Source organism: Nonomuraea sp. SYSU D8015 (assembly GCF_008065375.1).
In the GTDB taxonomy this organism is placed as follows: domain Bacteria; phylum Actinomycetota; class Actinomycetes; order Streptosporangiales; family Streptosporangiaceae; genus Nonomuraea.
This window is the reverse complement of the sequence record NZ_VJYI01000001.1, coordinates 1133261-1158639: the sequence shown is the minus strand read 5'-3', so window position 1 is coordinate 1158639 and position 25379 is coordinate 1133261. Positions and strand designations below refer to the sequence as shown.

Sequence of the window (25379 nt, the reverse complement as noted above, 5' to 3'; positions counted from 1 at the left end):
GAGCACATCATGGGCAAGCTCATCTACTGGGTCCACACCTCCGTCGACGGCCACATCGACGGCCCGAACGGGGAGTTCGACTGGACGGAGATGGGGCCGGAGCTGTCGGCGTACGGGGACGAGGTCCACGCCCGCGTCGGCACCTTCCTGTACGGGCGCCTCGTGTGGGAGATGATGTCCGGCTACTGGCCGACGGCCGACCAGACCTCGGATCACCCGCACGACCTCACGTTCGCCTCCATCTGGCGCAGCACCCCGAAGGTGGTCTTCTCCACGACGTTGAAGGAGGCGGGATGGAACACCCGGATCGTCTCCGGGAACCTCGGCGAGGAGGTCGCGGAGCTGAAGCGGCAGTCGGACCAGGACCTGCTGCTGAACGGCGGCTCGCAGCTGGCCTCCGCCATCGGCGAACTGGGGCTGATCGACGAGTACCACATCATGGTGCACCCGGTGGTCCTCGGCGGCGGCCGGCCGCTGTTCCCGCCGCAGAAGGAGCGGCTCGACCTGCGGCTGACGGATTCGCGGACGTTCGACGCGCGGACGGTGCTGCTGCGCTACGAGCGATCGGTCAGCTGAGGAAGTTCTCGATCTCGTGGCGGGTGGGCATGGACGTGCTGGCGCCCTCCCGCTGCACCGACAGCGCCGCCGCCGCGGAGGCGAAGCGGAGGGCGTCGGCGATCGGCAGGCGTTCGGTCCTGGCCACGGCCAGCGCTCCCACGAACGTGTCCCCCGCCGCCGTCGTGTCGACCGCCTTCACCTCCACCGCGGGCACTCCCAGCCGCTCTCCCGACCGCGACCCGTACAGCGCGCCCTCCGAGCCAAGCGTGATCACGGCCTCCTCGACCCGTTCGAGCAGCGCGTCCAGGGCGGCGTCCGCGCCGGTGACGCCGGTGATGGCGGCGGCCTCGTGCTCGTTCGGGACGATCATCGTGACCGCGTCGAGCAGCTCGTCCGGCAGCGGCCGAGCGGGCGCCGGGGTGAGGATCACGGGCACGCCGGCGACCTGGCCCGCCTGCGCCGCCGCCACGACGGCCTCCATGGGAAGCTCAAGCTGCAGCAACAACGCCTGCGATGCCGCGATCGCGGCGAGGTCGTCGCCCGAGGGGCCGGTGACGGTGCCGTTCGCGCCGGGCACGACGATGATCGAGTTGCCGCCGTCGTCCTCCACCACGATGTGGGCGATGCCGGTGGGCCCCGGCACCTGGCGCAGGCCGCGTACGTCCACTCCCGCCTCCACCAGCGTGGCGCGCAGCTCCGCGCCGAATCCGTCGTCGCCCACCGCCCCCAGGAACGCCACCTCCGCGCCGGCCCGGGCGGCGGCGATGGCCTGGTTCGCCCCCTTTCCGCCGGGCACGGTGCGGAATCGGTGACCGGTCACGGTCTCACCCCGTTTGGGGGCTTCGGAGACGTACGCGACGAGGTCCATGTTGGCACTGCCGAAAACCGAGATCATGACAGCATCATCTCCTGAGTACGCCGCGCCAGCCCTGCGAGGCTCACCCCGTCGAACCCGGTCAGGCTGCTGGTCAGGCTGTCCCGCATGCGCCACCGGTCCGGCACGCCGCCGTTGAGCGCGCCCGCGATGGAGCCCGCCGTGGCGCCGGCCGAGTCGGTGTCCCAGCCGCCGGCGACCGCTCCGGCGATCGTGGCGGTGAAGTCGCCCCGGCCGTGGACGAGAGTGGCGGCGACGAGGGCGGCGTTGTTGATGGTGTGGACCCAGTGGAGTGCGCCGTGGCGCTCGTGCAGGCGGTCGACGACACGCTCGAAGTCCTTCTCGCGGGCGGCGTCCTCGACGGCCAGGCGTACGGCCTCGTACAGGCGTGAGCCGCGCGGCACCACGGACAGGCCCGCCTCCACGACCTCCTCCGGAGAGGTGGCGACCAGCGAGGCGGCGCACATCGCGGCGGCGGACATCGCGCCGTAGACGCCGTTCGCGGTGTGGGTGAGGCGGGCGTCGCGCCAGGCGTACTCGGCGGCCGTTGCCGGGTCGCCCGGGTTGACCCAGCCGTACACGTCCGCTCTGATCATGGCGCCGATCCACTCGCGGAACGGGTTGCGGCGCCGTGCCGTGTGCGGGGGCTCGACGCCGTCCAGGAGGTTGCGGTACGCGACGCGCTCGGCGGTGAACGTGCGGCCGGCCGGGAGCTCGTCCAGCCACAGCTTGGCCACGTCGTCGGTGGTGAAGGCGCGGCCGTGGCGCTCCAGGACGGTCAGGGCCAGCAGCGGGTAATTGAGGTCGTCGTCCTCGGGGATGCCGTCGATGTTCTCGGCCAGGGAGTTGACGGCGCTGCGGCGGTTCCAGGGCCAGCGGCGGGCGATGTCGTCCGGCAGGCCCTTCGCGGTGAACCAGCCGCGGATCGGCCAGTTGCCGGTGGCCTCGGCGATCCGCCTGATGCCTTCGCGCGGGATCTTCTCGACGGGCTTGCCCAGCACGCACCCGGCGGCCCGCCCGAGCCACGCCCCCAGCACCCGCGCCGGGTCCACGGCGACACCACGCCCGCAGCCGTCCGCTCCGGCCTGGCCGCCGCTCCCTCCAGCCTGGCGGCCGCTCTCTTCGGCCTGCGTGCCCCGCGAGCCGTGCGTCTGATGCGCGCCATGGACGCCGCTCCCGCCATGGCCGGAGCGGACGTCGTAAGCGGGGGCGTCGGAGCCGAGGGTGCCCTGGCCGGCGGCGTTCCGTGCGGAGGCGGCATGCCGGGCGGGCCAGTCCGGGCAGGCGGCGATGATGCCGGGCAGGTCCGATGGCTCGGCCGGCGGTGACGGGACGGCCGCCAGTTGGTCGAGCAGTTCCTCGGCCAGGCCGCGCAGCCGCGCCGCGCCCGGCTCCGAGGCGCCGGCCCGGGGCGGGGCGTCGTGGCCGCCCGCCGCGCGCCACCGGTCCGCGATCTGCCGTACGAGCCCGGGGTCCCGGCCGTCCTCGGCGGCCTGGCGGAGCTCGTGACCGATCAGGTCCTCCGGCTGGACCCAGGTGAGGCGGATCATCGGCGGTCGAGGTCGGCGAAGGCGGCCTCGTGGGCGCGGCGCCGTACCAGGTCGTCGGCGTGCACCCGGCGCGCCACCTCGGCGATCGCGAGGCCGGGCGCCACCAGGTCCAGACGGCTGGCCACCCCCACCTGCTCCACCCACTCGGAGGGCACGGCGCCCAGCCCCCCGAGCGCTCCGGCGATGGCCCCGCCCATGGAGGCGATCGAGTCGGCGTCGCGCCCGTAGTTGACGCCGCCCAGGACGGTGTCGCGGTAGTCGCCCTTGGCGATCACCAGGAATCCGAGCGCCAGCGGCAGCTCCTCGATGCTGTGCAGCCGGCTCGGCCGCCGCGCCCCCAGCCCCTGGTCGCGGTAGGTGTCGGCCACGGTGTCGTACGGCCGTACGGCGGCCCGCAGCGCGGCGAAGGAGCCGTCCCAGTGCCCGAGCCCGGCGGCGGCCTCGCAGACGGCCTCGATGGCGGCCCTGGTGCCGTCCTTGGCCAGGCGCAGGCAGGCGGCGACCACGGAGTCGACGGTGGCGCCGGGGCGCATGGCCTCGGCGACGGCGGCGGCCATGACGCCGGCGGCCTCGCGGCCGTAGCTGGACTGGTGGGCCCCGGCCAGGTCGACGGCCTCGGCGTAGGCGGCGTCGGGGTCGGCGGCGTTCACGATGCCGACGGGGGCGATGTACATGGCGGCCCCGCAGTTCACGATATTTCCGACACCGGCCTCGCGCGGGTCCACGTGCCCGTAGTGCAGCCTGGCCACGATCCACTTCTCGGCCAGGAAGACCCGCTGCAGCGGCAGAGCCTCGGCCTCCAGCTCGGGGATCCAGCGCCGCTCGCCCATCAGCTCGGGCACGAGGTGGTCGGCCATGGCGTAGGCGTCGAGGTGGCCGCCGACCTTCTCGTACACGCGGATCAGCGCGTGCGTCATCAGCGTGTCGTCGGTGATGTGCCCGTCGCCCTTGTGGTACGGCGCGATGGGGCGGGCATTGCGCCAGTCCTCGTTGAACGGCGGGACGATGCCCTCGACCCTGCCGTCGTACCGCTCCATGATCTGCTCGGGGGTCCAGCCCTCGGTGGCGCCGCCCAGCGCGTCACCGACCGCCGCACCCGCCACGCAGCCGGTCGCCCTGTCCTCAAGCGGCGTCATGCGATTCCCTCCGTGAGTTCGATCAAATTCTTGCCCGCCAGGTGCGGCAGGCAACAACCGGCCAGCGTACGGGCCGACGCCTTCCACCCCTCTGGGATCGCCTCGTACCCGCCGCACGCCCCCGCCAGCGCGCCGGTCAGCGCGGGCGCCGAGTCGGCCAGCGCGGCCAGGCACGCCGCCGCCGGCACGGCCTTCCCGAGCTCGCCGCCGGCGGCCTCGGCCAGTGCCAGCGCCACGGGCACCGTCTGGGCGGCGCCCACGCCGTAGCTGTAGACGTGGTCGAGCAGCGCCGCGTCGAGCGCGGGCACGGCGGCGAACGCGTCGCCCGCCTGCCGTGCGATCTCCAGCGCCACGCGGGCGTTGTGCCCGATGGCGGTGTCCTGCGGCAGTACGGCCAGCGCCGCCTCCACGGCCCGGCCGACGTCGGCGGTCGTCACGGCCTCGGCCACGGCGGCGGCCATGGCCTGGGCGCCCAGGACGCCGTCGGCGGCGTTCGTCACCTGGGCGTCGGGCGTGGGGTCCCTCCCGAGTGCCCCGAACGCGACGGCCCTGATCGCGGCGGCGTCGTCGAAGTGGTGCGGGTTGTCGTGCCCGGACGCGGGCGGCTCGACGCCCTTGGCCAGGTTGTCCAGCGCGGTGGCCACCGAGATCCGCGCCCGCACGTCCGCTGCGGCGAGCTCGCGGAACGCCTCCGCCCGCGGGCGGTCGATGGTGAGCACCGTCCAGGCGAGCCACTCGGCGTCGTCGGACGGGCCGACGGCCAGCGGGGCGGTGGGCTGGTTGAGTGCGAACGGCACCGGCAGCGTGGTGACCCGGTGCTCTTCGGCGAACGCGTCGAGCTCTCTGTGCAGGCGTCTGCTCCAGGGGGCGTGCAGCGCCGCCCGGTGCCTGGACGCGGGCCAGCCCACGGCGTCACCGACGGCGAGCCCGGCGAAGGCCCCCCTGATCCTGTCCCCCGACATGGTTCCTACAGTCCTTTCGCCAGCTCGTCGGCGACGTCCAGCACGTGTCTTCCGGCCACGACGGGCAGGCACTTGCCCGTCACGGGCCCGATCCTGGCGGCCCACCGCGCCGGCACGCCGCCCTCACCCTGCCCCGCTCCCGCGATGGCCCCGGCGATGGCGCCGATCGTGTCGGCGTCCCTGCCCAGGCCCACCCCGAACGTCACCGCGGCCTCGACGTCGCCTTCACCCACGAGGAACGCCGCCAGGGCCAGTGCCACGGCCTCGGGCGCGATGTCGGTCCACGGATAGTGCTTGACGACGACGGCTCGGTGCAACGCCTCGACGAGCTCCACCTCGGCCGGTGCACGCGTCGCGCCGGACTCCGCCGGCCCGCCTCCCGTCGCACCGCCGCCGGGAGGACGGGCGCCGGAGGTGGCGGCGGCATGGGGGCGCATCTCGCTGAGCACCTCGCGCACCCGCGTGATGTTCCGGGCCGTCCACGAACCCGCCGGGATGACCGACAGCGCGGCGCGCACGACGACCTCCGCCGACGCCCCGCCCATGGCCGCGGCCACCGCCCCGGCGACCGCACGCCCGCCCAGGATTCCCTCACCGGACCCGCTGACCAGACCGTCCTGTTCCACCAGCCGGGCCGCCTCCGCCGGATCTCCCGGGCAGAACACCCCGTAGGGGGCGGCGCGCATGGCGAGGCCGTCGGACCAGCCGTGGGAGTGCGCCAGACCGGTCAGCGGCGGTTCCAGCCCACGTCGAAGCGCTTCGACGGTGCCCAGTTCGGAGAATCCGGCCCCCCGCATCGGCCCGGTCACCCGCGGGATGATCTCCGTCCGGTACGCCTCCGCCACCAGCTCGGCGGACAGGCCGTGCCCGTGCCGCACCAGCAGCGACGCGGCGAAAATGGCGTACTCGGTGTCGTCCGTGCCCCCGCCCTCGATCTCGGTGAGCCGCCCCCACCGCCGCCGGATCTCGTCCGGCGACAGGTTCTCGGCCGGGGCCCCGAGGGCGTCGCCGGCCGCCAGGCCGAGCAGACACCCCCGGGCTTTATCCCGATAAGTCACCGCTGGTACCGCTCCAACACCTTGTTGCCCTCGTCGACGAGCCGCTTGGCCGCCTCCTCGATGGTGATCTTATTGGCGTAGAACTCCTGGAGGACCGGCGTGGCGACCTTGCTCTTCCACTCGTCGAACCCGTTCACCTTGAGGAACGGCGCCACGACGAGGTTCTTGGCGGAGGCGGTGGCCACGTCCCAGCCGTTCTCCTCGGTGGTCATCGCCGGGTCGGCGGCGGCCGACTGGGAGGTGGGCAGCAGCCAGTCGCCCTTGGCGAGCTTGGCCTGGTTGGGGCCGTTCAGGAAGAAGGCGATGAACTTCATGGCCTCGTCCGGGTGCTTGCTGTCCTGCGCGATCGACAGCGTCTGGGAGACCGCCCCCTGCTGGGCGGTGGTGCCCTTGGGCCCGGGCAGCGTCACCCACTCGAACCCGTCGGGCGCCTGCTCGGCGACCTGCTGGCGCAGGAACACCCCCGCGGGCAGCAGGGCGAACTTGCCCTTGAAGAAGGCCGGCAGCGGGTCGGCGGTGCCCATGCCGAGCGCGTCCGTGTCGGCCGACTTGTCCTTGTAGAGCTGGTCGTGGATGCGCTGGAGCACCTCGCGCTCCTCCGGCCCGACCTTGACCGTGGTCTTGCCGTCGGCGCCGGTCTGGAAGAAGGTGCCGCCGAAGTTCAGCGCCAGGTTGAGGGTCTTGTTGACGGGCGACTTCATCGGCCACGCCACGCCGAACGAGTCACCCTCGGTCATCTTCTTGGCGGCCTCGGAGAACTCGTCCCACGTCCAGGGGTTGTCGGGGGTCGGGATGCGCACCTTGGAGGCGTCGAGGAGCTTCTTGTTGGCGATGATGACCTGCGACTCCTGCAGGAACGGCACGCCGTAGACGCCCTGCCCGCCCTTGCCGTCGCCGAAGGTGACGGTGTCCCAGGCGGCCTGCGGGATGTCGCTCTTCAGCTCGGCGGGCACTTTGTCCTTCAGATCCAGCAGGTAGCCGTCGGTGGCGAATCCGGACAGAGCGGGCGAGTCGTTGTGGATGACGTCGGGCGCGGTGCCGCCGGCGAACTGGGTGACGAGCTGGTCGTTGACGTTGTCCCAACTGCCCTGGACGTACGTGACCTGGATGTTGGGGTTGGCCTTGTTCCATTCGTCCACGAGCTGCTTGTTCGCGGCGACGGACTCCTTCTGCCACGCCAGGCTGAGGAAATTGATCTTTACCGGCTCGCCGGGGGCGGAGGACGAGGATCCGCCGCCGCCTCCGCTGCCGCACGCGGCGGTGAGCGCGACGATCGCCGCGGCCGCCAGAGCGGACGTGATTCGCATGTGAGCCTCCTAGCCCTTGACGGCGCCGGCCATCAGGCCGGACTTCAGGCGCCGCTGGATGATTGCGAAGAAGATCAGGCTCGGGATCGTCGCCATGAGCGACGCCGCGGCCAGCGGGCCGAGCCTGGCCACCCCCTCGGGGCCGGTGAATCTCACCAGCGTGAGCGGGAGCGTCATGACGTCGGGGTTCTGCAGGATGACGAGCGCGAACATGAACTCGTTCCAGGACGAGATGAACGCGAACAGCAGCGTGGCCACCACGCCGGGCGCGAGCAGCGGCGCCACGACCTTGACGATCGAGCGCAGCCGCGTCGCGCCGTCCACGGCCGCGGCCTCCTCCAGCTCGGGCGGCACCGCGCGCACGTACCCCTGCAGCATCCACAGCGCGAACGGCAGCGTGAACGTGACGTGCACGACCACCAGTCCGGGCAGCGTGTTCACCAGCTCCAGATCCCGCAGGATCATGAAGAGCGGGATGATGATCAGGATGAACGGGAACACCTGGCTGACCAGCACCCACCCGATGGCGATCCGGTTGACCAGGCCGCGGTGGCGGGCTATGGCGTACGCGGCGGGCAACGAGATCAGCACCGTGATCAGGCTGCTGGCCAGCGCCACGCCCAGGCTCCGGACGGCCGCGCCCACGAGGTCCTGTTCGCCGAAGGCGTCGGCGAAGTTGGCCAGCGTCGGCTCGCGCGGAATCCACGTCGGGTCGGCCAGCGCCATCTCCTGCGGCGTCTTCAGCGCCGTGGACAGCAGCCAGACCAGCGGGAAGGCCAGGAAGACGATGTACGCGACCAGCGCGACGTACTGCGACAGGCGTCTCATCGGGCCTCCCTCATCTGCCGCCACAGGTAGAGCCCGAGCACGGCCAGCACGACGATCGCCATGGCCAGGCCCAGCATCGAGGCGTAGCCGGCGAACCGGTAGCGGAACGCCTCCTCGTAGGCGAACAGCATCGGCAGCCGGGTCTGGCCGCCGGGTCCGCCCTGGGTGAGCACGTAGACGAGCCCGAACTGGTTGATGTTCCACACGAAGTCGAGCGACGTGATCGCCACGATCACGGGCCGCAGCTGCGGGAGCGTGATGTTCCAGAACCGGCGCCAGCGGCCCGCGCCGTCCACCTCGCCGGCCTCGTACAGCTCCTTCGGGATGCCCTGCAGGCCCGCCAGCAGCACCACCGTGGTCTGCGGCATGCCGGTCCAGACGCCCACCACGATGATCGCGGGCAGCGCGAGCGAGAAGTCGGCCAGCCAGTTGACGTCCGTGCCGAGCAGGCTGTTCAGGATGCCCGCGTCGGGATGGTAGACGAGCTTCCACATCAGCCCGATGACGACCGGCGGCATCGCCCACGGCACCACCGCCAGCACCCGGGCCACGCCCCTGAACCGCAGGTTCTCATTGAGAAGCAGCGCCAGGCCGAGCGCGGCCAGGAACTGCAGCACGGTCACCGAGACCGCCCAGATCAGGCCTATGCGGAAGGAGGACCAGAAGTCGGCGGCGCCCAGCAGCTCGACGAGGTTCTCCAGGCCGACGAAGGCCGTCTCGTGGTTGCGGACGTTGCGGGCGTCGGTGAAGGCCAGGCCGATGCCGTACAGCAGCGGGCCGACGCTGAACAGCAGGACCGGCACCAGCGCGGGCAGCATGAGCAGCCACATCTCGCGGGTCCTTCGCGAGATCCGCCTGGGCCGCGCGTGCGGGCGCCGAGGCGGCGCCGGCCTCGTCGCGGTCGCGGTCACGCCCCGCCCTCCTCTGCCCCCACCGTGGAGGCGCGCACCATGAGGTGGGGCGGCACGGTGACCACCCGAGGCTCGCGTTCGCCGCCCTGAAGCCGGTCGAGCAGCAGCTCGGCTGCGACCTTGCCACGCTCGGCCGACCCGAGCGACACGCTGGTCAGCGCCGGCCAGGAGGCCGCGGCCAGGTCGGTGTCGTCCATACCGGCCACCGCCACGTCGTCGGGCACCCGCCGCCCGGCCGCACGGAGCACGTCTAGCGCGCCGAGCGCGATCAGGTCGTTGGCGCACATCAGCGCGTCCACGTCGGGTCTCCTGGCGAGCAGCTCCGCCACCGCGCGGCCGCCCTCGGCGCGGTAGAAGTCGCCGATCTGCACGAGGTCCTCGTCGTAGGGCAGGCCGAGGTCGCCGAGCGCCTCACGGTAGGCGGCCCCGCGGGCGGCGCCGGGCACGGTGTCGAGCGGGCCGTTGATCATGCCGATCCGGCGGCGGCCGAGCGAGTGGAGGTGGTCGACGGCGAGCTTGACACCGGTACGCGAGTCGGCGCGCACGTTGTCGACCGGCGTCCCCTCGGGCACCGAGCCGATGATCACGACGGGGGCCCTGGCCGCGGCCAGCATCTCGAGGTGGGACTCGGTGACCCGCAGCGGCACCATGATCAGCCCGTCCACGTACCGCTCGCCGAGGCCGTGCAGCACGTCGATCTCGTCGGCCACGACGGCGTCGGTGGAGTGGAGCACGAGCCGGTAGCCGGCGGCCTTCAGCACGGGCTGGATCTGGCGCAGCATCGCCAGGTAGGCGGGGTTGCCCACGTCGGCCATCGCGAAGGCCACCTGGTGGGTGCGGCGCGACTTGAGCGACCTGGCCACGGCGTTGCGCACATAGCCGAGCTCGTCTGCGGCCGCCATCACCTTGCGCACCGTCTCCTGCCTGGTCGGCAGGCCGTTCAGGACCCGCGAGACGGAGGCGATCGAGACACCGGCGCGCGCGGCGATCGTGTTGATCGTGGGACCGTCGGCCAAGGCTGTCCTTCCATCGTGTAAACGTTTACGACCCTCGCACTGTAAACGTTTACGGTGTGGCCCAAATGAAACCTGGATGTAACGTACAGGTCAAGTCACGATCGCATAACACCAGGTCAGCGGGGTGAAAGGGCAAATAGCCGCCCTCGCGCGCGCGAGGGCGGCGATCAGTACGTCAGTCGCGCACCGGCTCGGGCACCGGAGCGGCGGGGGCCGCGAGCCGGACCATGGAGCGGATGGCCGGGGTGCCGGCGAGCGTGACGACGGCGGCGAGAACGGCAGGGATGATCAGAGCGATCGGCAGCGAGGTCGCCTCCGCCACGTACCCCAGCACCGCCGGCCCCAGCAGCAGCCCGCTGTAACCGAAGGCCGTCACCATGGCCAGCGCCCGCCCGACGCGCCCGCCGGCCGCCCCGACGGCGCTGAAGAGCACCGGCACCACGGTGGCCAGCCCCACGCCGGCCAGCGCCCACCCGGTCCAGGCACACACCACCCGGAGCCCTTCCGGGGTCATGGGCGCGACGAGGACGAGCACGTAGCCCACCGTGGCGAACACTCCGGCGAGCCGGATGGTGCGCTCGGATCCGAGCCGGGCCCGGATCGGGTCGCCCAGCAGCCGCACGGTGGTCATGGCCGCGGAGAAGATCGTGTAGGCCAGGGGCGCCAGGGCGGGGTCGGTGTCCAGCACCCAGCGCGCGTGCAGCGCGGCCCAGTCGATGGCCGCCCCCTCGCTCAGGTGCCCGGCGAAGGCGGCGAGCCCGAGCAGCGCGATCAGCCCCCACTTCAGCGACGAGCCGCCGCTCTGCCCGGCGCCCGGCTCCGCGGACTCGTGCTCCGGCGGGTCCGGCAGCAGCAGCCGCGCCGCCGGGACGTACAGGAACGGCACCACCACAGCCGCCGCGATCAGCAGCGCCTGGGCGTCCACGCCCGCACCCAGGATCAGCGAGGTCAGCCCGCCCCCGGCGGCCCCGCCCAGGCTCCACGTCCCGTGGAAGGCGGAGATGATCGGCCGCCCGTAGCGCCGCTCGACCTCGACGGAATGGGCGTTCATGGCGACCTCGGTCACCCCCAGCCCGAGCCCGAACACCACCGCGAGTGCCACCAGCGTCCAGTACGAGGGCGCGAGCGCCGGCCCGAGCAGCACCAGACCGGAGAAGGGCCCGGCGAACCAGCACACCCGCCGGCTCCCCCATCGGTCCACCATCGGCCCGGCCGCCAGCATCGACGCCAGCGCCCCGCCCGAGATCAGCAGCAGGACGGTGCCCAGCCGCTGGGGGCCGAGGTCGAGCCGGTCGTTGAGCGACGGCAGTCCGGCCGCCCACAGGCCCATCACGAAGCCGGCCAGGAAGAAGAACCCGAAAACTCCGGCACGAGCACGTCTGGCATCAATGAGGCTTTTGTTCACGGCCAGAGCATACAGTTTGTTCGCGGCCAGAGCATAGACTCGGGTTCGTGAATGGAGCCAGGACCAGCGGCGAACTCCGCGCGCACAACCGGGTGCGCCTGCTGCGCGCCGTACATGACTGCGGCGCCACCCGCACCAGGTCACAGCTGACCCGCGACCTGGGGCTGGCGAGAGGGACGGCGTCGGTGCTCGTCGCCGGGCTGGCCGAGGACGAGCTGCTGCACGAGGAGCCCGCGCCGGAGCACGGCCGGGGGCGGCCGACCCAGGTGCCGGGGCCGCACCCTTGCGGCCCTCTCGCCCTGGCCGTGGACGTGCGTGAGGACGCCTGGGAGCTGGCGGCGTGCGAGCTGGGCGGGCGGGCGACGGTGCTCGCGACCCGTCCCCACGACGGCACTCCGGAGGGCGCGCTCGGCCCTCTGGGGGAGGCGATCGCCGCCGAATGGCGACGGCTCGGGCACCGGGTGATCGGGGTGGGCGTGGCGCTGGCGGGCCCGGTCCGCCACGGCGGCCTCGTGGACATCGCCCACCTGGGCTGGCGCTCGGTCGACGTCCCCGCCCTCCTGGGCCTCCACGCCGCCCAGGTCCATCTCCACGGCCTCGACGGCGCCCCCACGCCCGAAGCGGGCACCGCCGGCCGCCGGGGTGTCACAGGGGAAGCGAGCGCCGAGGACGAGCGCCACCTCCCGGACGGGCGCCTCACAGGAGAGCACGGCATCCCGGACGAGCGCCCCACTGGCGAGCACAGCACCTCGGACGAGCGCCCCACGGCCCGGCACGGCGGCACCTCGGGCGGGCGTGGACTCCCGGGAAAGGGCCCCTCAGGCGAGGGCGCCCCCACGGGCGAGCGCGGGCGCGGCCGGGGCAGGCCGGCCGAGGGCGTGCCCGTTCCCGGCCGGGGCAGGCCGCGCGGGCAAGCGACCCCGACGGACGGGGACGTCGAGGACCCCTCGGGCGAGCGCCCTGTTCACGGTGAGCGCGGTGCCGGCGGGCGCGCCCCTTTGGGCGGACGCGACCTTGCCGGCGAAGGCGGGAGCGGCCTCACGGGCGGGAGCGGCCTCACGGGTGAGGAAGGCGGGGCGGGGAGCGGAGGTGGTGTGGGTGCTCCGGGGAGCCCGGAACAGGGCCGGTCCGGGGACGCCGGGGTGACGCTCGTCGTGGGGAACGACACCGCGTTCGCGGCGCTGGCGGAGGCCCGGCGGGGACGGTTGCAAGGGGTTCGGGTGGGCCTGCACCTGCACGTGGACTTCGACCTGGGCGGCGTGCTGGTCGTGGACGGCCGCCCGCTCGGCGGCGCCGGCGGCACGGGCGCCGAGTTCGGCCACATGCCGCTCACCGGCGGCGACCGCCCATGCCCGTGCGGCGCGATCGGCTGCTGGAGCATGGACGTCGGCGCGAACGCCCTCCTGCGCCACGTCGGCCTCGCCTACGGCGGCGGCAGGGGCCGCGAGCAGGCCGAGCACGTGCTGGCCACGAGCCGCGAGGCGGTGGCCGACAACGCCCGCGCCCTGGGCCGCGGCATCGCCGCCCTCGTCAACGCCCACGACCCGGAGGCGGTCACCCTGTCCGGCCACGGCGTCGAGCTGTACGAGCGGGCCGGAGACGCCCTCATGGCGGCCTGCGAGCCGGGCCTGATGGCGATCCGCCGCGACCACCCTCCCCGCATCGAGGGCTCGGCCCTGGGCTGGCGCGGCTCGCTCCTGGGCGCCATGGAGTCGGTCTTCGACGCCTTCCTCACTCCGGAGGGCCTCGACCGGTGGCGCGCGAACCACCCTGACCAGGGCCGCGACACGCCCGACCAGCAAAGTGTGACGAATTCCACGCTGAGGGGGTAAAGCCCGCCATAACCCACATCCGCTCCCTCCTCAGTCAGCGATCTTGCCGGGGCGCGGAGCGGGCCTGTACCCATGGAGAGACCGATGCGCGAAAGAATCCTGACCGAGGGACGTGACGCGTGGATCTGGAACTCGCGCTCCGCATGACCGAGGCGGCCATGAGGCAGGCGGTCAGGGAGGGTGCGGCGATCTCCGTCGCGGTCGTGGACGAGGGCGGGAATCTGGTGTCTTTCCAGCGTATGGACGGTGCGGAGATCTCCGGGCCGGTGCTCGCGCAGGGCAAGGCGTACACCTCGGTGGCCCTGCGCGCGACCACCCTCGACCTGGCCCGGGAACTGTCCAGAGGAGGGGAGCTCGCGGGCCTGGCGGGAGGCGGATTCGTCGCCGTAGGAGGTGGCATCCCGCTGTGGGCGGACTACGGTGAGGGAGAACGCGTGGTCGGCGGCATAGGCGTCAGCGGAGGCACGGTCGCGCAGGACGTGGCGTGCGCCGAAGCGGCCGGGTTGGTGTGGCGGACACGTTGAGCGGGCGCTTTCCGCAACACGAACCGCTGGTATCCGCCATGATTAGCCACTGCACCACGGGTAACAGAATCCCGATCGTAAACTCCCCGAGGAGAGAACAGAGATGGCACTTCCCACTCTCACCCCCGAGCAGCGTCAGGCGGCTCTGGCGAAGGCCGCCGAGGCCCGCGCCGCCCGCACGGCCCTGCTGGCGAAGGTCAAGGCCGGCGAAATGACGTTCTCCCAGCTGCTGGAGCGGGACGACGACATCGCGAAGAAGATCAAGGTGTCGCAGGCGCTGCGCGCCGTGAAGGGCGTCGGTCCGGCCAAGGCCACCGCGCTGATGGAGGAGGCGGGCGTCGACGAGAAGCGCCGCCTCGGCGGCCTGGGCGCCCAGCAGCGCAAGAAGCTGGTCGAGGCGCTCGGCTGACAACCGAGCGGCCAGGTCCGCGCGCAGCGCCGCGCGGACCGGCCGGCGTTTTCCCTCAGGCAGGCAAGGAGGGGCCGGGAGAGCGGCGAGCCGCCCCGCTCTCGCCCGGCGGGCCGGCCGAGGGTCTGAAGGGGTTCAGGAACGCAGGTAGGCCAGCACGGCGAGCACCCGGCGATGCTGATCGCTGTCCTCCGCGTAGAGGCCGAGCTTGTTGAAGATGCTCCTGATGTGCTTCTCCACGGCTCCGTCGCTGATCACGAGCTGCCGCCCGATGGCCGGATTGGACTTGCCCTCGGCCATCAGCCCGAGCACCTCGCGCTCGCGCGGCGTCAGCTGCGCCAACGGATCGTCCTTGCGCCTGCGCACCATCAACTGGGACACCACCTGGGGATCGAACACGGTCCCGCCCGCGGCCACGCGCCGCAGGCCCTCCAGGAACTCGTCCACGTCGACGACCCGGTCCTTCAGCAGGTAGCCCACCGCGCCACGGGCGTCGGCGAGCAGGTCGTCGGCGTAGGAGACCTCGACGTACTGCGACAGGATGAGCACGGGCGCCCCCGGCACCACGCGCCGGGCCTCGACGGCCGCCTTGAGCCCCTCGTCGGTGAACGACGGCGGCATCCGCACGTCGACCACCGACACGTCCGGCTTGTGCTCGGCGATCGCGGCCACGAGGGCGTCGCCGTCCCCGACGGTGGCGACGACCTCGCAGCCGAACTCCTCGAGCAACCTGACGAGGCCCTCCCTGATGAGGACGGCGTCATCGGCCACGACTACCCGCACGGCACCTCCGCCACGATCAACGTCGGTCCGCCGTCCGGTGACTTGACCGTCAGCTCCCCGTCGACGGCGCGGAGCCGGTCGGCCAGCCCGGCGAGACCGTGTCCCTTGGCGACGTGCGCGCCGCCGACCCCATCATCCCCGATCGTGAGCATCAGTACGTCGCCGATGCGGGAGAGCTGGACCGTGCAGACGGTGGCGCGGCTGTGTTTCGCCACGTTGGTGAGGGTCTCGGCGCAGACGAAATAGATCGCGTTCTCGACCGCGGCCTGGTAGCGCTCGACGGTCTGCACGTCCAGGTCGACGGGGACCGTGCAGCGTCCGGCGAGGGCGGCCAGGGCGGGCGCGAGGCCGCGGTCGGACAGGATGGGCGGGGCGATGCCGCGCGAGAGCGCGCGCAGCTCGTCGAGCGTCTCGCGGGTGGCGGCGATCGCGGACTTGATCGTGGCCTGGGCCGCCTCCGGGTCTTTCGCCAGCTGCCGCTGTGCCCTGGACAACTCCATGGCGAGCGAGACCAGCCGCTGCTGGGGGCCGTCGTGGATGTCGCGCTCCAGCTTGCGCAGCGCGTTGGCCTCGGCCGACACGGCGGCGGCCCGGCCCTCGGCCAGGTCGTCGATGCGTTCCTGCAGCTCGGCCACGCCGGTCAGCAGCGCCCGGCCGAGCCCGGCGCGCAGCAGCGCGGCCCCGCGCACGATGAACGGCAGGAGCATCGCGAAGATCACGCCGATGGAGAAGTTGAAGATCGCGTCGACGACGTAGCCGCTGCCCAGGCCGAGCTGCTCGGGCAGCCCCTCGTAGTCGGGGATGCGGTAAAGGAAGATCCCGTACAGCGGCCAGGTCAGCCCGGCCAGGGGGATCGCCCAGAACGTGATGGTGAGCACGAACGACAGGATCGCGACGGGGAAGTTGATGACCCCGTGCAGCAGGTCCAGCCAGGACTGGCCGCTCATCAGCGGGTTGACGATCCGGCGGAAGCGTCCCGCGCCGGGCGGGGCGGGCTTGTAGCGCGGCCGTACGGGGGGCCGCTTGAGCACGTCGGACAGCCAGCCGCGCTCCGCGTCGGCGAAGCCGCGCGCGACCATCAGCGTGCCGGCCAGCAGCGGCACCCCGATCCAGACCACCGCCGTGCCCACGCCGGCCGCGAAGCCGGCGATCATGAGCACGAAGCCGATGACGGCCGTGGGGAAGCCGACCAGCGTGTAACGGGTGTCGAGAAGGACACGCCTCATCAGGGAGCGCATGACCTTCACGCTAGGGCCTCGGCCCGCGCGTGACGAGCGGGTGCGCAGGCGTGTGGGGGTAGGGACAGCCCTACCCCGGGCGGTGGTGCGATCTTGACCTCGAGACGGCGGCTCACGTCAATGTGCCGTGGCCGCCCCGGCGGGAGCCTTGAGCCATCGACTCTGAGTCTGATGGTCGCACTCGCACGGGGCTCCGCTGGTCACGCGAGCTACCGCTCTACGCCCCCAGGCTCGCCGCTCCGTCCGAATCGAGGCTCCCCCATGACCGTCCTCCTGGACCGCCCGGTCGCCCCGGTCGCGAACGCGTCCCCCAAGGCGAAGGCCTCCCCCAAGGCGCGGGACCCGTTCATCGACCTGCTGCGCGTGGCGGGGATGGCGCTCATCGTGTTCCAGCACTGGACGATCCCGGTGCTGTCCTACGACGGCGTCCGGCTGACCACGGGCAACGCGCTGGCCACCCCGGGCGTGTGGGTGGTGACGTGGCTCAGCCAGGTCATGCCGCTGGTGTTCTTCGCGGGCGGCGCGGCGAACGCCATCAGCTTCGGCCGGTCCGCCCAGGGCGCGCCGCGGTGGCTGGCGGCGCGGCTGCGGCGGCTGGCCTGGCCGCTGCTGCCGCTGGCGGCCGTGTGGATCCCGCTCCCCCACGTGCTGCTCACCTTCGGCGTGCCGGAGCAGCCACTGGAGGTGGGGGCGCGGCTGACCGGGCAACTGCTGTGGTTCCTCGCCGTCTATCTGATCGCGATCCTGGCGACCCCGTACGCGCTGCGTCTGCACGAACGGCACGGCTTCCTCGTCCCGGCGGCGCTGGCGACCGGCGCCGTGGTGACGGACGTGGCGCGGTTCTCGACCGGGTTCGAGGCGGTGGGCTTCCTGAACGTCGTGTTCGTGTGGCTGGCCGTGCATCAGCTGGGCTTCTTCTACGCCGAGGGCCGCTTGCGGCGGCCCTGGGCGCTGGCGGCGGGCGGGTTCGGGGCGGCGGCGCTGCTGGTGGCGTTCGGGCCGTACCCGGGCAGCATGATCGGCCTGCCCGGCGCGGAGATCTCCAACATGGCGCCGCCCACGCTCGCGATGCTCGCCGTGGGCGCCGGTCAGGTCGGGCTGGCCGTGCTGCTGCGGCCGTGGCTGATGCGGCTGCTGCGGCTGCGCACGGAGCAGCGGAGCCCCGTGCGAGCGCGACCGTTCGACACGGAGCGCGAGCCTGGGGCGGAGAGCGGTAGCTTGCGTGACCAGCGGAGCCCCGTGCGAGTGCGACCATTGGACGCAGGGCGGCTGCTGGAGTGGGCCGGGTCGCGGATCATGACGGTGTACCTGTGGCACATGCCGGCCCTGTTCGTGGTGACCGGGCTCGTGGTGGTGCTCCTGCGGATCGACACACCGGCCCCGGGCAGCGCGTTCTGGTGGGCCGGGTGGCCGCTCTGGTTCGGGCTGCTGTGCCTGGTCATGTGGCCGCTGATCAAGGTGTTCGCCAGGTTCGAGACACCGCCCGCGCTGCCGTACGGCGCCGCCGGCTGGGGCGGCATGCTGGCGGCGGCCACGCTGGTCGGCGGCGGGGTGCTGACGCTGACCGTAGGCGGTTTCGCGCCCGGCGGCGGGCCGTTCCTGGCGGTGCTGGCGCTGATGGGCGGGCTGCTGATGACCGCGCCGCGGGCGCGGGCGTGACGGTCCCGGGGCTCCAGGTTGACCCGGGATGCGCGGGAGCGGTTCGACCATCGGGCAAACTTCGGCAGGATAGGGAGCGTGAGCCTACTCGTTGACCGCCTGCCCGAAGAGATCGACGCCGATCCGGACGCCATCTTCGACGCCTTCGTCCAGTGGAACTCCGAACGGGGGCTCACCCTCTATCCCGCCCAGGAAGAGGCGCTCATCGAGGTCGTCTCCGGCAGCAACCTGATCCTGGCCACGCCGACGGGCTCGGGCAAGTCGCTGGTGGCCGCCGGGGCCCACTTCACCGCGCTGACGCGGGACGTGCGCACCTTCTACACCGCGCCGATCAAGGCGCTGGTGTCGGAGAAGTTCTTCGACCTGTGCGCCGTCTTCGGCACCGAGAACGTCGGCATGATGACCGGCGACGCCAGCGTCAACCCGGGTGCGCCGATCATCTGCTGCACGGCCGAGATCCTGGCCAACGTGGCGCTGCGCGACGGCGCGCGGGCCGACATCGGCCAGGTCGTGATGGACGAGTTCCACTTCTACGCCGAGCCCGACCGCGGGTGGGCCTGGCAGGTGCCGCTGCTGGAGCTGCCGCAGGTGCAGTTCATCCTCATGTCGGCCACGCTCGGCGACGTGTCGATGTTCGAGCGCGACCTGACCCGCCGCACCGGCCGGCCGACGTCCGTGGTCAAGCACGCCGAGCGGCCCGTGCCGCTGGTCTACTCCTACCGGATGACCCCGCTCCACGAGACGCTGGAGGAGATGCTCAAGACCGGCCAGGCCCCGGTCTACGTCGTGCACTTCACGCAGGCCGCGGCCATGGAGCGGGCCCAGGCGCTGATGTCGATCAATATGTCGACGAAGGCCGAGAAGGAGGCCATCGCCGCGATGATCGGCGGATTCCGCTTCACGACCCGGTTCGGGCGGGCGCTGTCGCGGCTGGTCCGCCACGGCATCGGCGTGCATCACGCCGGCATGCTGCCGAAATACCGGCGCCTGGTGGAGCGGCTGGCCCAGGCGGGCCTGCTCAAGGTCATCTGCGGCACCGACACGCTCGGCGTCGGCGTCAACGTGCCGATCAGGACGGTGCTGTTCACCGCGCTGTCGAAGTACGACGGCAACAAGGTGCGCCGGCTGCGCGCCCGCGAGTTCCACCAGATCGCCGGCCGGGCCGGCCGGGCGGGCTTCGACACGATCGGCTACGTCGCCTGCCAGGCGCCCGAGCACGACATCGAGAACGCCAGGGCCCTCGCGAAGATCGGCGACGACCCGAAGCGGCGGCGCGGCTACGCGCGCAAGAAGCCGCCGGAGGGCTTCGTCGGCTGGAGCGAGGAGACCTTCCAGAAGCTGCAGGAGGCCGAGCCGGAGCCGCTCACCTCGCGCTTCAAGGTCACCAACGCGATGCTGCTGGCCGTCATCAACCGGCCCGGCGACTGCTTCCAGGCGATGAAACACCTGCTGACCGACAACCACGAAGACCGCAAGTGGCAGCGGCGGCACATCAGCCAGGCCATCGCCATCTACCGGTCGCTGCTGGCCGGAGGCATCGTCGAGCAGCTCAAGGAGCCCGACGAGCAGGGCAGGCGGGCCCGGCTGACCATCGAGCTGCAGGAGGACTTCGCGCTCAACCAGGCGTTGTCGACGTTCGCCCTGGCCGCCTTCGACCTGCTCGACCAGGAGTCGCCGAGCTACGCCCTCGACATCGTGTCGATCGTGGAGGCCATCCTCGACGACCCGCGCCAGATCCTGTCGGCCCAGCTGAAGAAGGCGCGCGGCGAGGCGGTCGCGCAGATGAAGGCCGACGGCCTCGACTACGAGGAGCGGATGGACGCCCTCACCGAGGTGATGTACCCGATGCCGCTGGAGGACCTGCTGCTCGGGGCGTACGAGACCTACCGCCGCGGCCACCCGTGGGTGGGCGACTACACCGTCAGCCCGAAGTCCGTCGTGCGCGACATGTTCGAGCGCGCCATGACGTTCAGCGAGTACATCCAGTTCTACGAGCTGGCCCGCTCCGAGGGCACGGTGCTGCGTTACCTAGCCGACGCCTACCGGACGCTGTCGCGCACGGTGCCCGAGCACCTCAAGACCGACGACCTGGTCGACCTCATCGAGTGGCTGGGCGAGCTCGTCCGGCAGGTCGACTCCTCGCTGATCGACGAGTGGGAGAAGCTGGCCAACCCGGCCGAGGCGCTGGAGAAGCAGGAGCAGCTCGAGGCCAAGGTCCGCCCGGTCACGGCCAATCCGCGCGCCTTCCGCGTTCTGGTGCGCAACGCCATGTTCCGGCTGGTCGAGCTGTGCGCCCTGGAGAAGGAGGAGGAGCTGGAGGAGCTCGCTCCGGACGTGGACTGGGGTGCGGCGCTGGACGCGTACTACGCCGACCACGAGGAGATCTTCACCGACGCCGACGCGCGCGGGCCCGCGCTGCTGCGCATCGAGGAGGAGAGCGGATTCTGGAAGGTCCGCCAGACGATCAAGGATCCGGCCGGCGACGGCGACTGGGGCATCGACGCCCAGGTCGACCTGGCGGCGTCGGACGAGGAGGGCCGGGCCGTGCTGCACGTGCAGGGGCTCAACCGGCTGTGAAGACAAGCCGTGTGCCGGAACGGACTGGCAAGGGCGTCCCGGCACACGCCTGTCTGGGATTCAGTTTCTTCCGTCCAACGTCGGCGTCGTGTCATGGCAATGTCCCAAGATCGAGACATTTGGTGACTTCAGCAGTCGGCGATGGTGCACACCTTGGCGAGCATGCGTCTGGTGTCCTTGATCTGCTGTTTGAAGTCGGAGGCGGCGGCGGGCCTGCCCCACTCGCCGCCCACGGTGTAGACGATCAGGGCGTTCGCGCGGCGCGTCACGAGGGCCCGCTCGCCGCCGACGGCCGCCTTCCTGCCCTGATAGGCCTGGCCCGTGATCTTGAGCGCCTTGTCGCCGTAGTCCACGACGGCGGCGGAGTAGCGGTAGGCCTTGGTGCCGCAGGCGCGCACCGCGGCCTCCAGGTCACGCATGGCCTTGCCCGCGCCGGCCGGTGACGAGTAGAGGATGACCTGCTCCGACTTGGAGTAGTCGGGGACCGCCGTGTAGGTGAGCGTCCTGGCCGCCTTCCGCCCGCTCTGGCCGAGCCCGGCCTTCTGGCAGGGGTTGACGACGAGCCGGGCCGAGGTCTTGCTGCCGGCCGACCAGTTGGTCTCCGGGTCGTCGTCCTTCTTGGCGGCGTCCTTCTCGTACAGCAGGAAGTTGTTCGGGATGGCGATCGTGGCCGCCAGTAACAGTGCGATCATGGGACAAAATAGTAGGGGTGAGCGACGAAGAGATCAGGCGCGTCCTCGGGCTGCTCTACCAGGACGACACGTTGCGGGCCTTCGCCTCCCTGGTGCTCGGCGACGCCGGCGGGCTCTCCCCCAAGACGCTCCACAAGCTGGCCGCCGGCGGGCTGGCGGCGCGTGACGAGAGCGGCGAGTGGCGGGCCACGCCCGAGCGGTTCAGGGAGCTGATGCGGGCCCGCGCCGAGCCGGCCGAGGAGCTGAGCGCCGAGGAGCGGGTGCTGCGCACGTTCCTGGTGGACGGACGGCTGACGACCCTGGCGATGCGCCGCGACAAGCGGCTCGTGGTACTGCGTTACATCGCCAGGGTGTTCGAGCCCGGGGTGCGCTATCCCGAGAAGGACGTCAACGTGGCACTGCGGGCCTTCCACGACGACTACGCGGCCCTGCGGCGCTATCTGGTGGACGAGGACCTGCTGTCCAGGGAGGACAACGTCTACTGGCGCAGCGGCGGCCCCGTGGACCTTTAGAGCGTCCGCAGGTTGCTCGTCCAGGCGTCGATCTTGGCTTGCCAGCGCTCCGGGTCCTCAGGCCGCCCCGGCACACCCGGCCGGGTCTGCCAGGGCAGCGGGCCCTCCGCGCGGCGATACTCCACGCCGATCGCGTCCAGCCGGGGCAGGTGCGCGACCAGCCGCTCGCGGAAGCCGGCCAGGTCCCGCTCGGCGGAGCCCCACACCGTCTCGGCGAAGGCCGCGAGCCTGGGGAAGGCCATGTAGTCGACGCGCCGGCTGGAGTCGATCAGCTCTGTCCAGACGCCGCACTGGGCGCCCAGCACGCGGGAGGCGGCCGGGTCGCCGCGCAGCTCCTCGGGGACGGGCTCGAAGGCGTAGACGTCCTCCAGGGTCAGCACGGTCCCGAACGGCGCCGGCTCCTCCTCCCCCGGCGCCTGCCGGTAGTCCAGGTAGAGGCTCGTGTTGGAGCAGTTGATCACGTCGTGGCCGCGCCGGGCGGCGGCCACCGCGCCCAGCTCGCCGCGCCAGGAGGCGACCACCGCGCCGGGCGCCAGGCCGCCTTCGAGGATCTCGTCCCAGCCGACGAGCCTGCGGCCGCGCTCGGTCAGGTAGGCGTCGAACTGGTGGATGAACCAGCTCTGCAGCTCCTCCTCGTCCCGCAGGCCCAGCTCGGCGATGCGGCGCCGGGCTGCCGGGCTGGCCCTCCACTGGTCCTTGCGGCACTCGTCGCCGCCGACGCACACGTACGGGCCGGGGAACAGCTCCAGCACCTCGTCCAGCACGTTCTTGAAGAACGCGATCGTGGTGTCCTCGACGTTGAGCACGTTCACGCCGACGCCCCAGGTCGTGCGCACCTCCAGCGGCGTGCCGAGGTTGCCCAGCTCGGGGTAGGCGGCGATGGCGGCCTGCGTGTGGCCCGGCAGGTCGATCTCGGGGACGACCGTGACGTGCCGGCGGGCGGCGTAGGCGACGATCTCCCTGATGTCGTCCTGGGTGTAGTAGCCGCCGTGCGGGCGGCCGTCCATGGCGCCGTTCCAGCCGGTCTGGCTCTCCCTGCGCCACGCCCCGACCTCGGTGAGCCTGGGGTAGCGGCGGATCTCGATCCGCCAGCCCTGGTCGTCGGTGAGGTGCAGGTGCAGCACGTTGAGCTTGTGGAGGGCCAGCAGGTCGATGAAGCGCAGCACGTCATGCTTGGTCATGAAATGCCGGGCGACGTCGAGAAGGCATCCGCGCCACCGGAACCGCGGCGCGTCCTCGACGTACGCGCCGGGCACCGTGAAAGGCCCTCTGGCGGCCTTCCTGAAGGCGGCGGCAGGGAGCAGCTGCCGGAACGTCTGGGCTCCGTAGAAGGCCCCGGCAGGGCCGCCCGCGACGATCTGGACCTGCGGTCCGACGGTCAGCCGGTAGGCCTCCGGGGGCAGGTCGCCGAGGGCGAGGGTGATCGTTCCCGAGCCCGGTCCCGGCAGCAGCTCGCCGCCGGTGAGAGGGGCCAGCTCGCCGCGCAGCCAGGCGGCCACCTCGCTCAACTCGGGATCGGCGGCGAGCGAGGTGCGGCTGTCGAGGACGAACGAGCCCGGCCTGGACTCGTGCTTGACGGGCTTGGGAACGATCACGGATCTCCTTCTACTTGCAGGTGATGGTGGCGTCGGCGAAGTCGACGTGGTCGGAGGTGGCGTTGTCGCCGCCGTTGGTCGCGACCAGCCGGACGAACCGGGCGCCCTCGATGGACGCGGTGACCTTGCGGGCGGGCATGGCGCCGGTGAGCAGGCCCGAGTAGGCCACCCGGCCGCCGTCGGCCCAGACCTCGAACCCGGCGGATCCGGCCGTGCCGACCTCGTCGTCGATCCCGGCCTGGAACTCGACCGTCGAGCAGCGGCCGGCGGTGTAGTACTCGATGTCGGCGGGCGCGTGGGCGCCGAGGCCCTTGGCGTACCGGACGCCCTCGACGGTGATCGGGCGGCCGTCGCCCGCCGCGCGCTCGCCGTTGCTGGTGTCCTTCTCGACCGGGCCGAAGTGGTTCCTGGCGCTGGTCCAGGCCACGTCGCTGAGGAAGGTCCGGCCCGGCCCCGGCGCGGTGGCGACGGTCACGACGGCCGTGGCGGTCCGGTCGCCCTGGGCGAAGGTCACCTGGTGGTTCCCCGGCGCGGCGTCGGCGGGCGGGGTGACGGCCCACGTCACGGTGAAGGTCTCGCCGCCGTCGAGCCGCCCGGTCCTGGCGGGGGTGCGGGCGGCGATCTGCCATCCCTGCGGGGCGGACGCCGTGACCTCGACGTCGCGCAGCCGCGCGGTGGCGCCCGTGTTGGTGACCCGGGTGACGATCTCGCCGGTCCTGCCCGGCTCCAGCACCGACGGGCGGTCGTCGCCGGGGAACTTCGGCGGGTCGGCCTCGAACGTCACCAGCGGCGGCGCCTGCTCGCGGCTCTCGGCTACCCGGAAGAGCAGGGCCGCGTGCGCGGGCACCTGGGCGGCCAGCTCGCCCGAGGTGGAGGACACCGCGCCGGTCCACAGGTCCTCGACCCGGTAGCGGGAGCGGCCGAGCGTGGTGGAGATCGTGGCCGCGCGGTCGCTCTCGTTGAACAGCGCGATCGCCCGGTCGCCGTTCGCGAGGGGCTTCGACAGCACGTGGTACCAGCCGTCGGTCTTCACGAACCGGCCGTGGGCGCCGAGGGGGTCCTGGTCGACGGCGATCACCTCGGGGTCGGCCACGATCGCCGCCGGCGCGGCCGCCGGGTCGGCCTGCAGGACGAGCGGGGCCGCGCCCATGGCCCAGAGCGTGACCTGGGTGCGGTATTCGGTGTCGGTCATCCCGCCGCGCCCGGCCTGGATCAGGTCGGGGTCGGCCCAGCTGCCCTGGCCCGCGTACTCGGCCCTGAGCTGGTTGAACTCCCAGATGTCGACCATGGTCGCGTAGGAGTCGGGGATGGGCCGGTTGTAGACGTTGGTGCGCCAGGTGGTGGCGCCCGCGTCCTTGCCCCACAGCCAGGGCACGGTGCTGCCGTCCTCATTGTTCATGGCGAACACGACGTCGTCGCCGAGGGCCTGGCGCATGCGCGGGTAGAGGGTCTGGGCGATCTGCTGGACGTTCTGGCCGGGGAAGTCGGCGGTGGGGATGGAGCACCAGTCGTACTTGACGTAGTCGACGCCCCACTCCTTGACCTGGGCGGCGTCGGCGGCCTCGCTCTTGTACGAGCCGGGACCGCCGCCCGCGCAGGCCTTGGTGCCGGCCGACAGGCTGAGGCCGAGTTTCATGCCCTTGCCGTGCACGTAGTCGGCCAGGGCCTTGATCCCGCCGGGGAAACGGCCGGGGTCGGGGGCGAGGGCGCCGCCGCTGCGTTGCGGGGCCAGCCAGCAGTCGTCGACGATGACGTACCGGTAGCCGGCCGGGACGAGGGCGGCCATGGCGTCGGCGGCCTTCCGCACCGACGCCTCGGAGACCGAGCAGCCGAGCGAGCGGCTGCTCCAGCCCATCGGGGGTCCCGACGCCGCGTCGGCGGCGCTGGCCAACGGGACGAAGGGCAGGACGAGGAGGGCCGCCGCGGCGGCGGCCGTGATCGTGCGCATGGCGG

At 72.3% G+C, this 25379-nt stretch carries 22 protein-coding genes; 7 read left to right on the top strand and 15 right to left on the bottom strand.

What is annotated here, in order from left to right; translation table 11 throughout:
• The first annotated feature begins 9 nt into the window (after positions 1-9).
• Positions 10-576, top strand: a complete 567-nt coding sequence (locus tag ID574_RS07435) for a dihydrofolate reductase family protein (protein WP_188187943.1) — start codon at positions 10-12, stop codon at positions 574-576.
• Here ID574_RS07435 and rbsK read toward each other — a convergent pair.
• From rbsK to ID574_RS07385, 10 genes are all read right to left on the bottom strand, one after another.
• A complete protein-coding gene (gene rbsK / locus ID574_RS07430; RefSeq protein WP_188187942.1) occupies positions 569-1453 on the bottom strand; it encodes a ribokinase in 885 nt (294 codons plus the stop codon). The genes ID574_RS07435 and rbsK overlap by 8 nt on opposite strands.
• Positions 1450-2982 carry an ADP-ribosylglycohydrolase family protein gene (locus ID574_RS07425; RefSeq protein WP_188187941.1) on the bottom strand — a complete coding sequence of 511 codons (1533 nt, stop codon included), beginning with the start codon at positions 2980-2982 and terminating at the stop codon, positions 1450-1452. Before ID574_RS07425 ends, rbsK begins: the two co-directional genes overlap by 4 nt.
• On the bottom strand, positions 2979-4118 hold the full coding sequence (locus tag ID574_RS07420; RefSeq protein ID WP_188187940.1) for an ADP-ribosylglycohydrolase family protein: 1140 nt from the start codon (positions 4116-4118) through the stop codon (positions 2979-2981). Before ID574_RS07420 ends, ID574_RS07425 begins: the two co-directional genes overlap by 4 nt.
• The gene (locus ID574_RS07415; RefSeq protein ID WP_188187939.1) at positions 4115-5080 is read right to left on the bottom strand and encodes an ADP-ribosylglycohydrolase family protein; all 966 of its coding nucleotides are present in this window, start codon (positions 5078-5080) and stop codon (positions 4115-4117) included. Before ID574_RS07415 ends, ID574_RS07420 begins: the two co-directional genes overlap by 4 nt.
• Before the next feature lie 5 nt (positions 5081-5085).
• A complete protein-coding gene (locus ID574_RS07410; RefSeq protein ID WP_188187938.1) occupies positions 5086-6138 on the bottom strand; it encodes an ADP-ribosylglycohydrolase family protein in 1053 nt (350 codons plus the stop codon).
• Entirely contained in the window at positions 6135-7445 is a 1311-nt protein-coding gene (locus ID574_RS07405; protein WP_188187937.1) for an ABC transporter substrate-binding protein, read from the bottom strand. The genes ID574_RS07410 and ID574_RS07405 overlap by 4 nt, the downstream gene beginning before the upstream one ends.
• 9 nt (positions 7446-7454) lie before the next feature.
• Positions 7455-8273, bottom strand: coding sequence for a carbohydrate ABC transporter permease (locus ID574_RS07400; RefSeq protein WP_188187936.1), 819 nt, complete (start codon positions 8271-8273; stop codon positions 7455-7457).
• On the bottom strand, positions 8270-9103 hold the full coding sequence (locus ID574_RS07395; RefSeq protein WP_223166451.1) for a carbohydrate ABC transporter permease: 834 nt from the start codon (positions 9101-9103) through the stop codon (positions 8270-8272). The genes ID574_RS07400 and ID574_RS07395 overlap by 4 nt, the downstream gene beginning before the upstream one ends.
• Before the next feature lie 77 nt (positions 9104-9180).
• Entirely contained in the window at positions 9181-10200 is a 1020-nt protein-coding gene (locus ID574_RS07390; RefSeq protein WP_188187934.1) for a LacI family DNA-binding transcriptional regulator, read from the bottom strand.
• A 175-nt stretch (positions 10201-10375) separates the two neighbouring features.
• Positions 10376-11605, bottom strand: coding sequence for an MFS transporter (locus ID574_RS07385; RefSeq protein WP_223166450.1), 1230 nt, complete (start codon positions 11603-11605; stop codon positions 10376-10378).
• Positions 11606-11652: 47 nt separating this feature from the next.
• Between ID574_RS07385 and ID574_RS59560 the strand changes: the two genes are divergently transcribed.
• From ID574_RS59560 to mihF, 3 genes are all read left to right on the top strand, one after another.
• Positions 11653-13437 carry an ROK family transcriptional regulator gene (locus tag ID574_RS59560; protein ID WP_223166449.1) on the top strand — a complete coding sequence of 595 codons (1785 nt, stop codon included), beginning with the start codon at positions 11653-11655 and terminating at the stop codon, positions 13435-13437.
• A gap of 119 nt (positions 13438-13556) precedes the next feature.
• Complete coding sequence (locus tag ID574_RS07375) at positions 13557-13961, top strand: GlcG/HbpS family heme-binding protein (RefSeq protein ID WP_188187933.1); 405 nt, start codon at positions 13557-13559, stop codon at positions 13959-13961.
• Between the two features lie 103 nt (positions 13962-14064).
• The gene (gene mihF / locus ID574_RS07370) at positions 14065-14370 is read left to right on the top strand and encodes an integration host factor, actinobacterial type (RefSeq protein ID WP_127934572.1); all 306 of its coding nucleotides are present in this window, start codon (positions 14065-14067) and stop codon (positions 14368-14370) included.
• 135 nt (positions 14371-14505) lie between these two features.
• Here the strand turns inward: mihF and ID574_RS07365 are convergent, their stop codons facing one another.
• Positions 14506-15153: a response regulator gene (locus tag ID574_RS07365; RefSeq protein WP_188187932.1), complete on the bottom strand. Its 648-nt coding sequence runs from the start codon at positions 15151-15153 to the stop codon at positions 14506-14508.
• Positions 15144-16391 (bottom strand): sensor histidine kinase, encoded by a 1248-nt coding sequence (locus tag ID574_RS07360; protein WP_188187931.1) that lies wholly within the window; start codon positions 16389-16391, stop codon positions 15144-15146. The genes ID574_RS07365 and ID574_RS07360 overlap by 10 nt, the downstream gene beginning before the upstream one ends.
• A 261-nt stretch (positions 16392-16652) precedes the next feature.
• Between ID574_RS07360 and ID574_RS59555 the strand changes: the two genes are divergently transcribed.
• Both ID574_RS59555 and ID574_RS07350 read left to right on the top strand, forming a co-directional pair.
• Entirely contained in the window at positions 16653-18050 is a 1398-nt protein-coding gene (locus ID574_RS59555; protein ID WP_223166448.1) for an acyltransferase family protein, read from the top strand.
• A gap of 69 nt (positions 18051-18119) precedes the next feature.
• The gene (locus ID574_RS07350; RefSeq protein ID WP_188188347.1) at positions 18120-20627 is read left to right on the top strand and encodes a DEAD/DEAH box helicase; all 2508 of its coding nucleotides are present in this window, start codon (positions 18120-18122) and stop codon (positions 20625-20627) included.
• A gap of 128 nt (positions 20628-20755) precedes the next feature.
• Here the strand turns inward: ID574_RS07350 and ID574_RS07345 are convergent, their stop codons facing one another.
• Positions 20756-21319: a hypothetical protein gene (locus ID574_RS07345; RefSeq protein ID WP_188187930.1), complete on the bottom strand. Its 564-nt coding sequence runs from the start codon at positions 21317-21319 to the stop codon at positions 20756-20758.
• A gap of 17 nt (positions 21320-21336) precedes the next feature.
• On the opposite strand from ID574_RS07345, the gene ID574_RS07340 reads away from it, so the two are divergent.
• Positions 21337-21831 (top strand): DUF2087 domain-containing protein, encoded by a 495-nt coding sequence (locus ID574_RS07340; protein WP_188187929.1) that lies wholly within the window; start codon positions 21337-21339, stop codon positions 21829-21831.
• Here the strand turns inward: ID574_RS07340 and ID574_RS07335 are convergent.
• Together ID574_RS07335 and ID574_RS07330 are read right to left on the bottom strand one after the other, a co-directional pair.
• Positions 21828-23426 carry a beta-N-acetylhexosaminidase gene (locus ID574_RS07335; RefSeq protein WP_188187928.1) on the bottom strand — a complete coding sequence of 533 codons (1599 nt, stop codon included), beginning with the start codon at positions 23424-23426 and terminating at the stop codon, positions 21828-21830. The two genes, ID574_RS07340 and ID574_RS07335, sit on opposite strands and share 4 nt — an antisense overlap.
• 10 nt (positions 23427-23436) lie before the next feature.
• Positions 23437-25374 (bottom strand): NPCBM/NEW2 domain-containing protein, encoded by a 1938-nt coding sequence (locus ID574_RS07330; protein ID WP_188187927.1) that lies wholly within the window; start codon positions 25372-25374, stop codon positions 23437-23439.
• Positions 25375-25379 lie beyond the last annotated feature (5 nt).

Bases quoted from the DNA above. Each gene is read 5' to 3' on its own strand.
- ID574_RS07415 (WP_188187939.1), bottom strand. From the start codon at position 5,080: ATGTCGGGGGACAGGATCAGGGGGGCCTTCGCCGGGCTCGCCGTCGGT.
- ID574_RS07420 (WP_188187940.1), bottom strand. From the start codon at position 4,118: ATGACGCCGCTTGAGGACAGGGCGACCGGCTGCGTGGCGGGTGCGGCG.
- ID574_RS07345 (WP_188187930.1), bottom strand. From the start codon at position 21,319: ATGATCGCACTGTTACTGGCGGCCACGATCGCCATCCCGAACAACTTC.
- ID574_RS07400 (WP_188187936.1), bottom strand. From the start codon at position 8,273: ATGAGACGCCTGTCGCAGTACGTCGCGCTGGTCGCGTACATCGTCTTC.
- ID574_RS07330 (WP_188187927.1), bottom strand. From the start codon at position 25,374: ATGCGCACGATCACGGCCGCCGCCGCGGCGGCCCTCCTCGTCCTGCCC.
- ID574_RS07395 (WP_223166451.1), bottom strand. From the start codon at position 9,103: ATGTGGCTGCTCATGCTGCCCGCGCTGGTGCCGGTCCTGCTGTTCAGC.
- ID574_RS07435 (WP_188187943.1), top strand. From the start codon at position 10: ATGGGCAAGCTCATCTACTGGGTCCACACCTCCGTCGACGGCCACATC.
- ID574_RS59555 (WP_223166448.1), top strand. From the start codon at position 16,653: ATGACCGTCCTCCTGGACCGCCCGGTCGCCCCGGTCGCGAACGCGTCC.
- ID574_RS07405 (WP_188187937.1), bottom strand. From the start codon at position 7,445: ATGCGAATCACGTCCGCTCTGGCGGCCGCGGCGATCGTCGCGCTCACC.
- mihF (WP_127934572.1), top strand. From the start codon at position 14,065: ATGGCACTTCCCACTCTCACCCCCGAGCAGCGTCAGGCGGCTCTGGCG.
- ID574_RS07360 (WP_188187931.1), bottom strand. From the start codon at position 16,391: ATGCGCTCCCTGATGAGGCGTGTCCTTCTCGACACCCGTTACACGCTG.
- rbsK (WP_188187942.1), bottom strand. From the start codon at position 1,453: ATGATCTCGGTTTTCGGCAGTGCCAACATGGACCTCGTCGCGTACGTC.
- ID574_RS07425 (WP_188187941.1), bottom strand. From the start codon at position 2,982: ATGATCCGCCTCACCTGGGTCCAGCCGGAGGACCTGATCGGTCACGAG.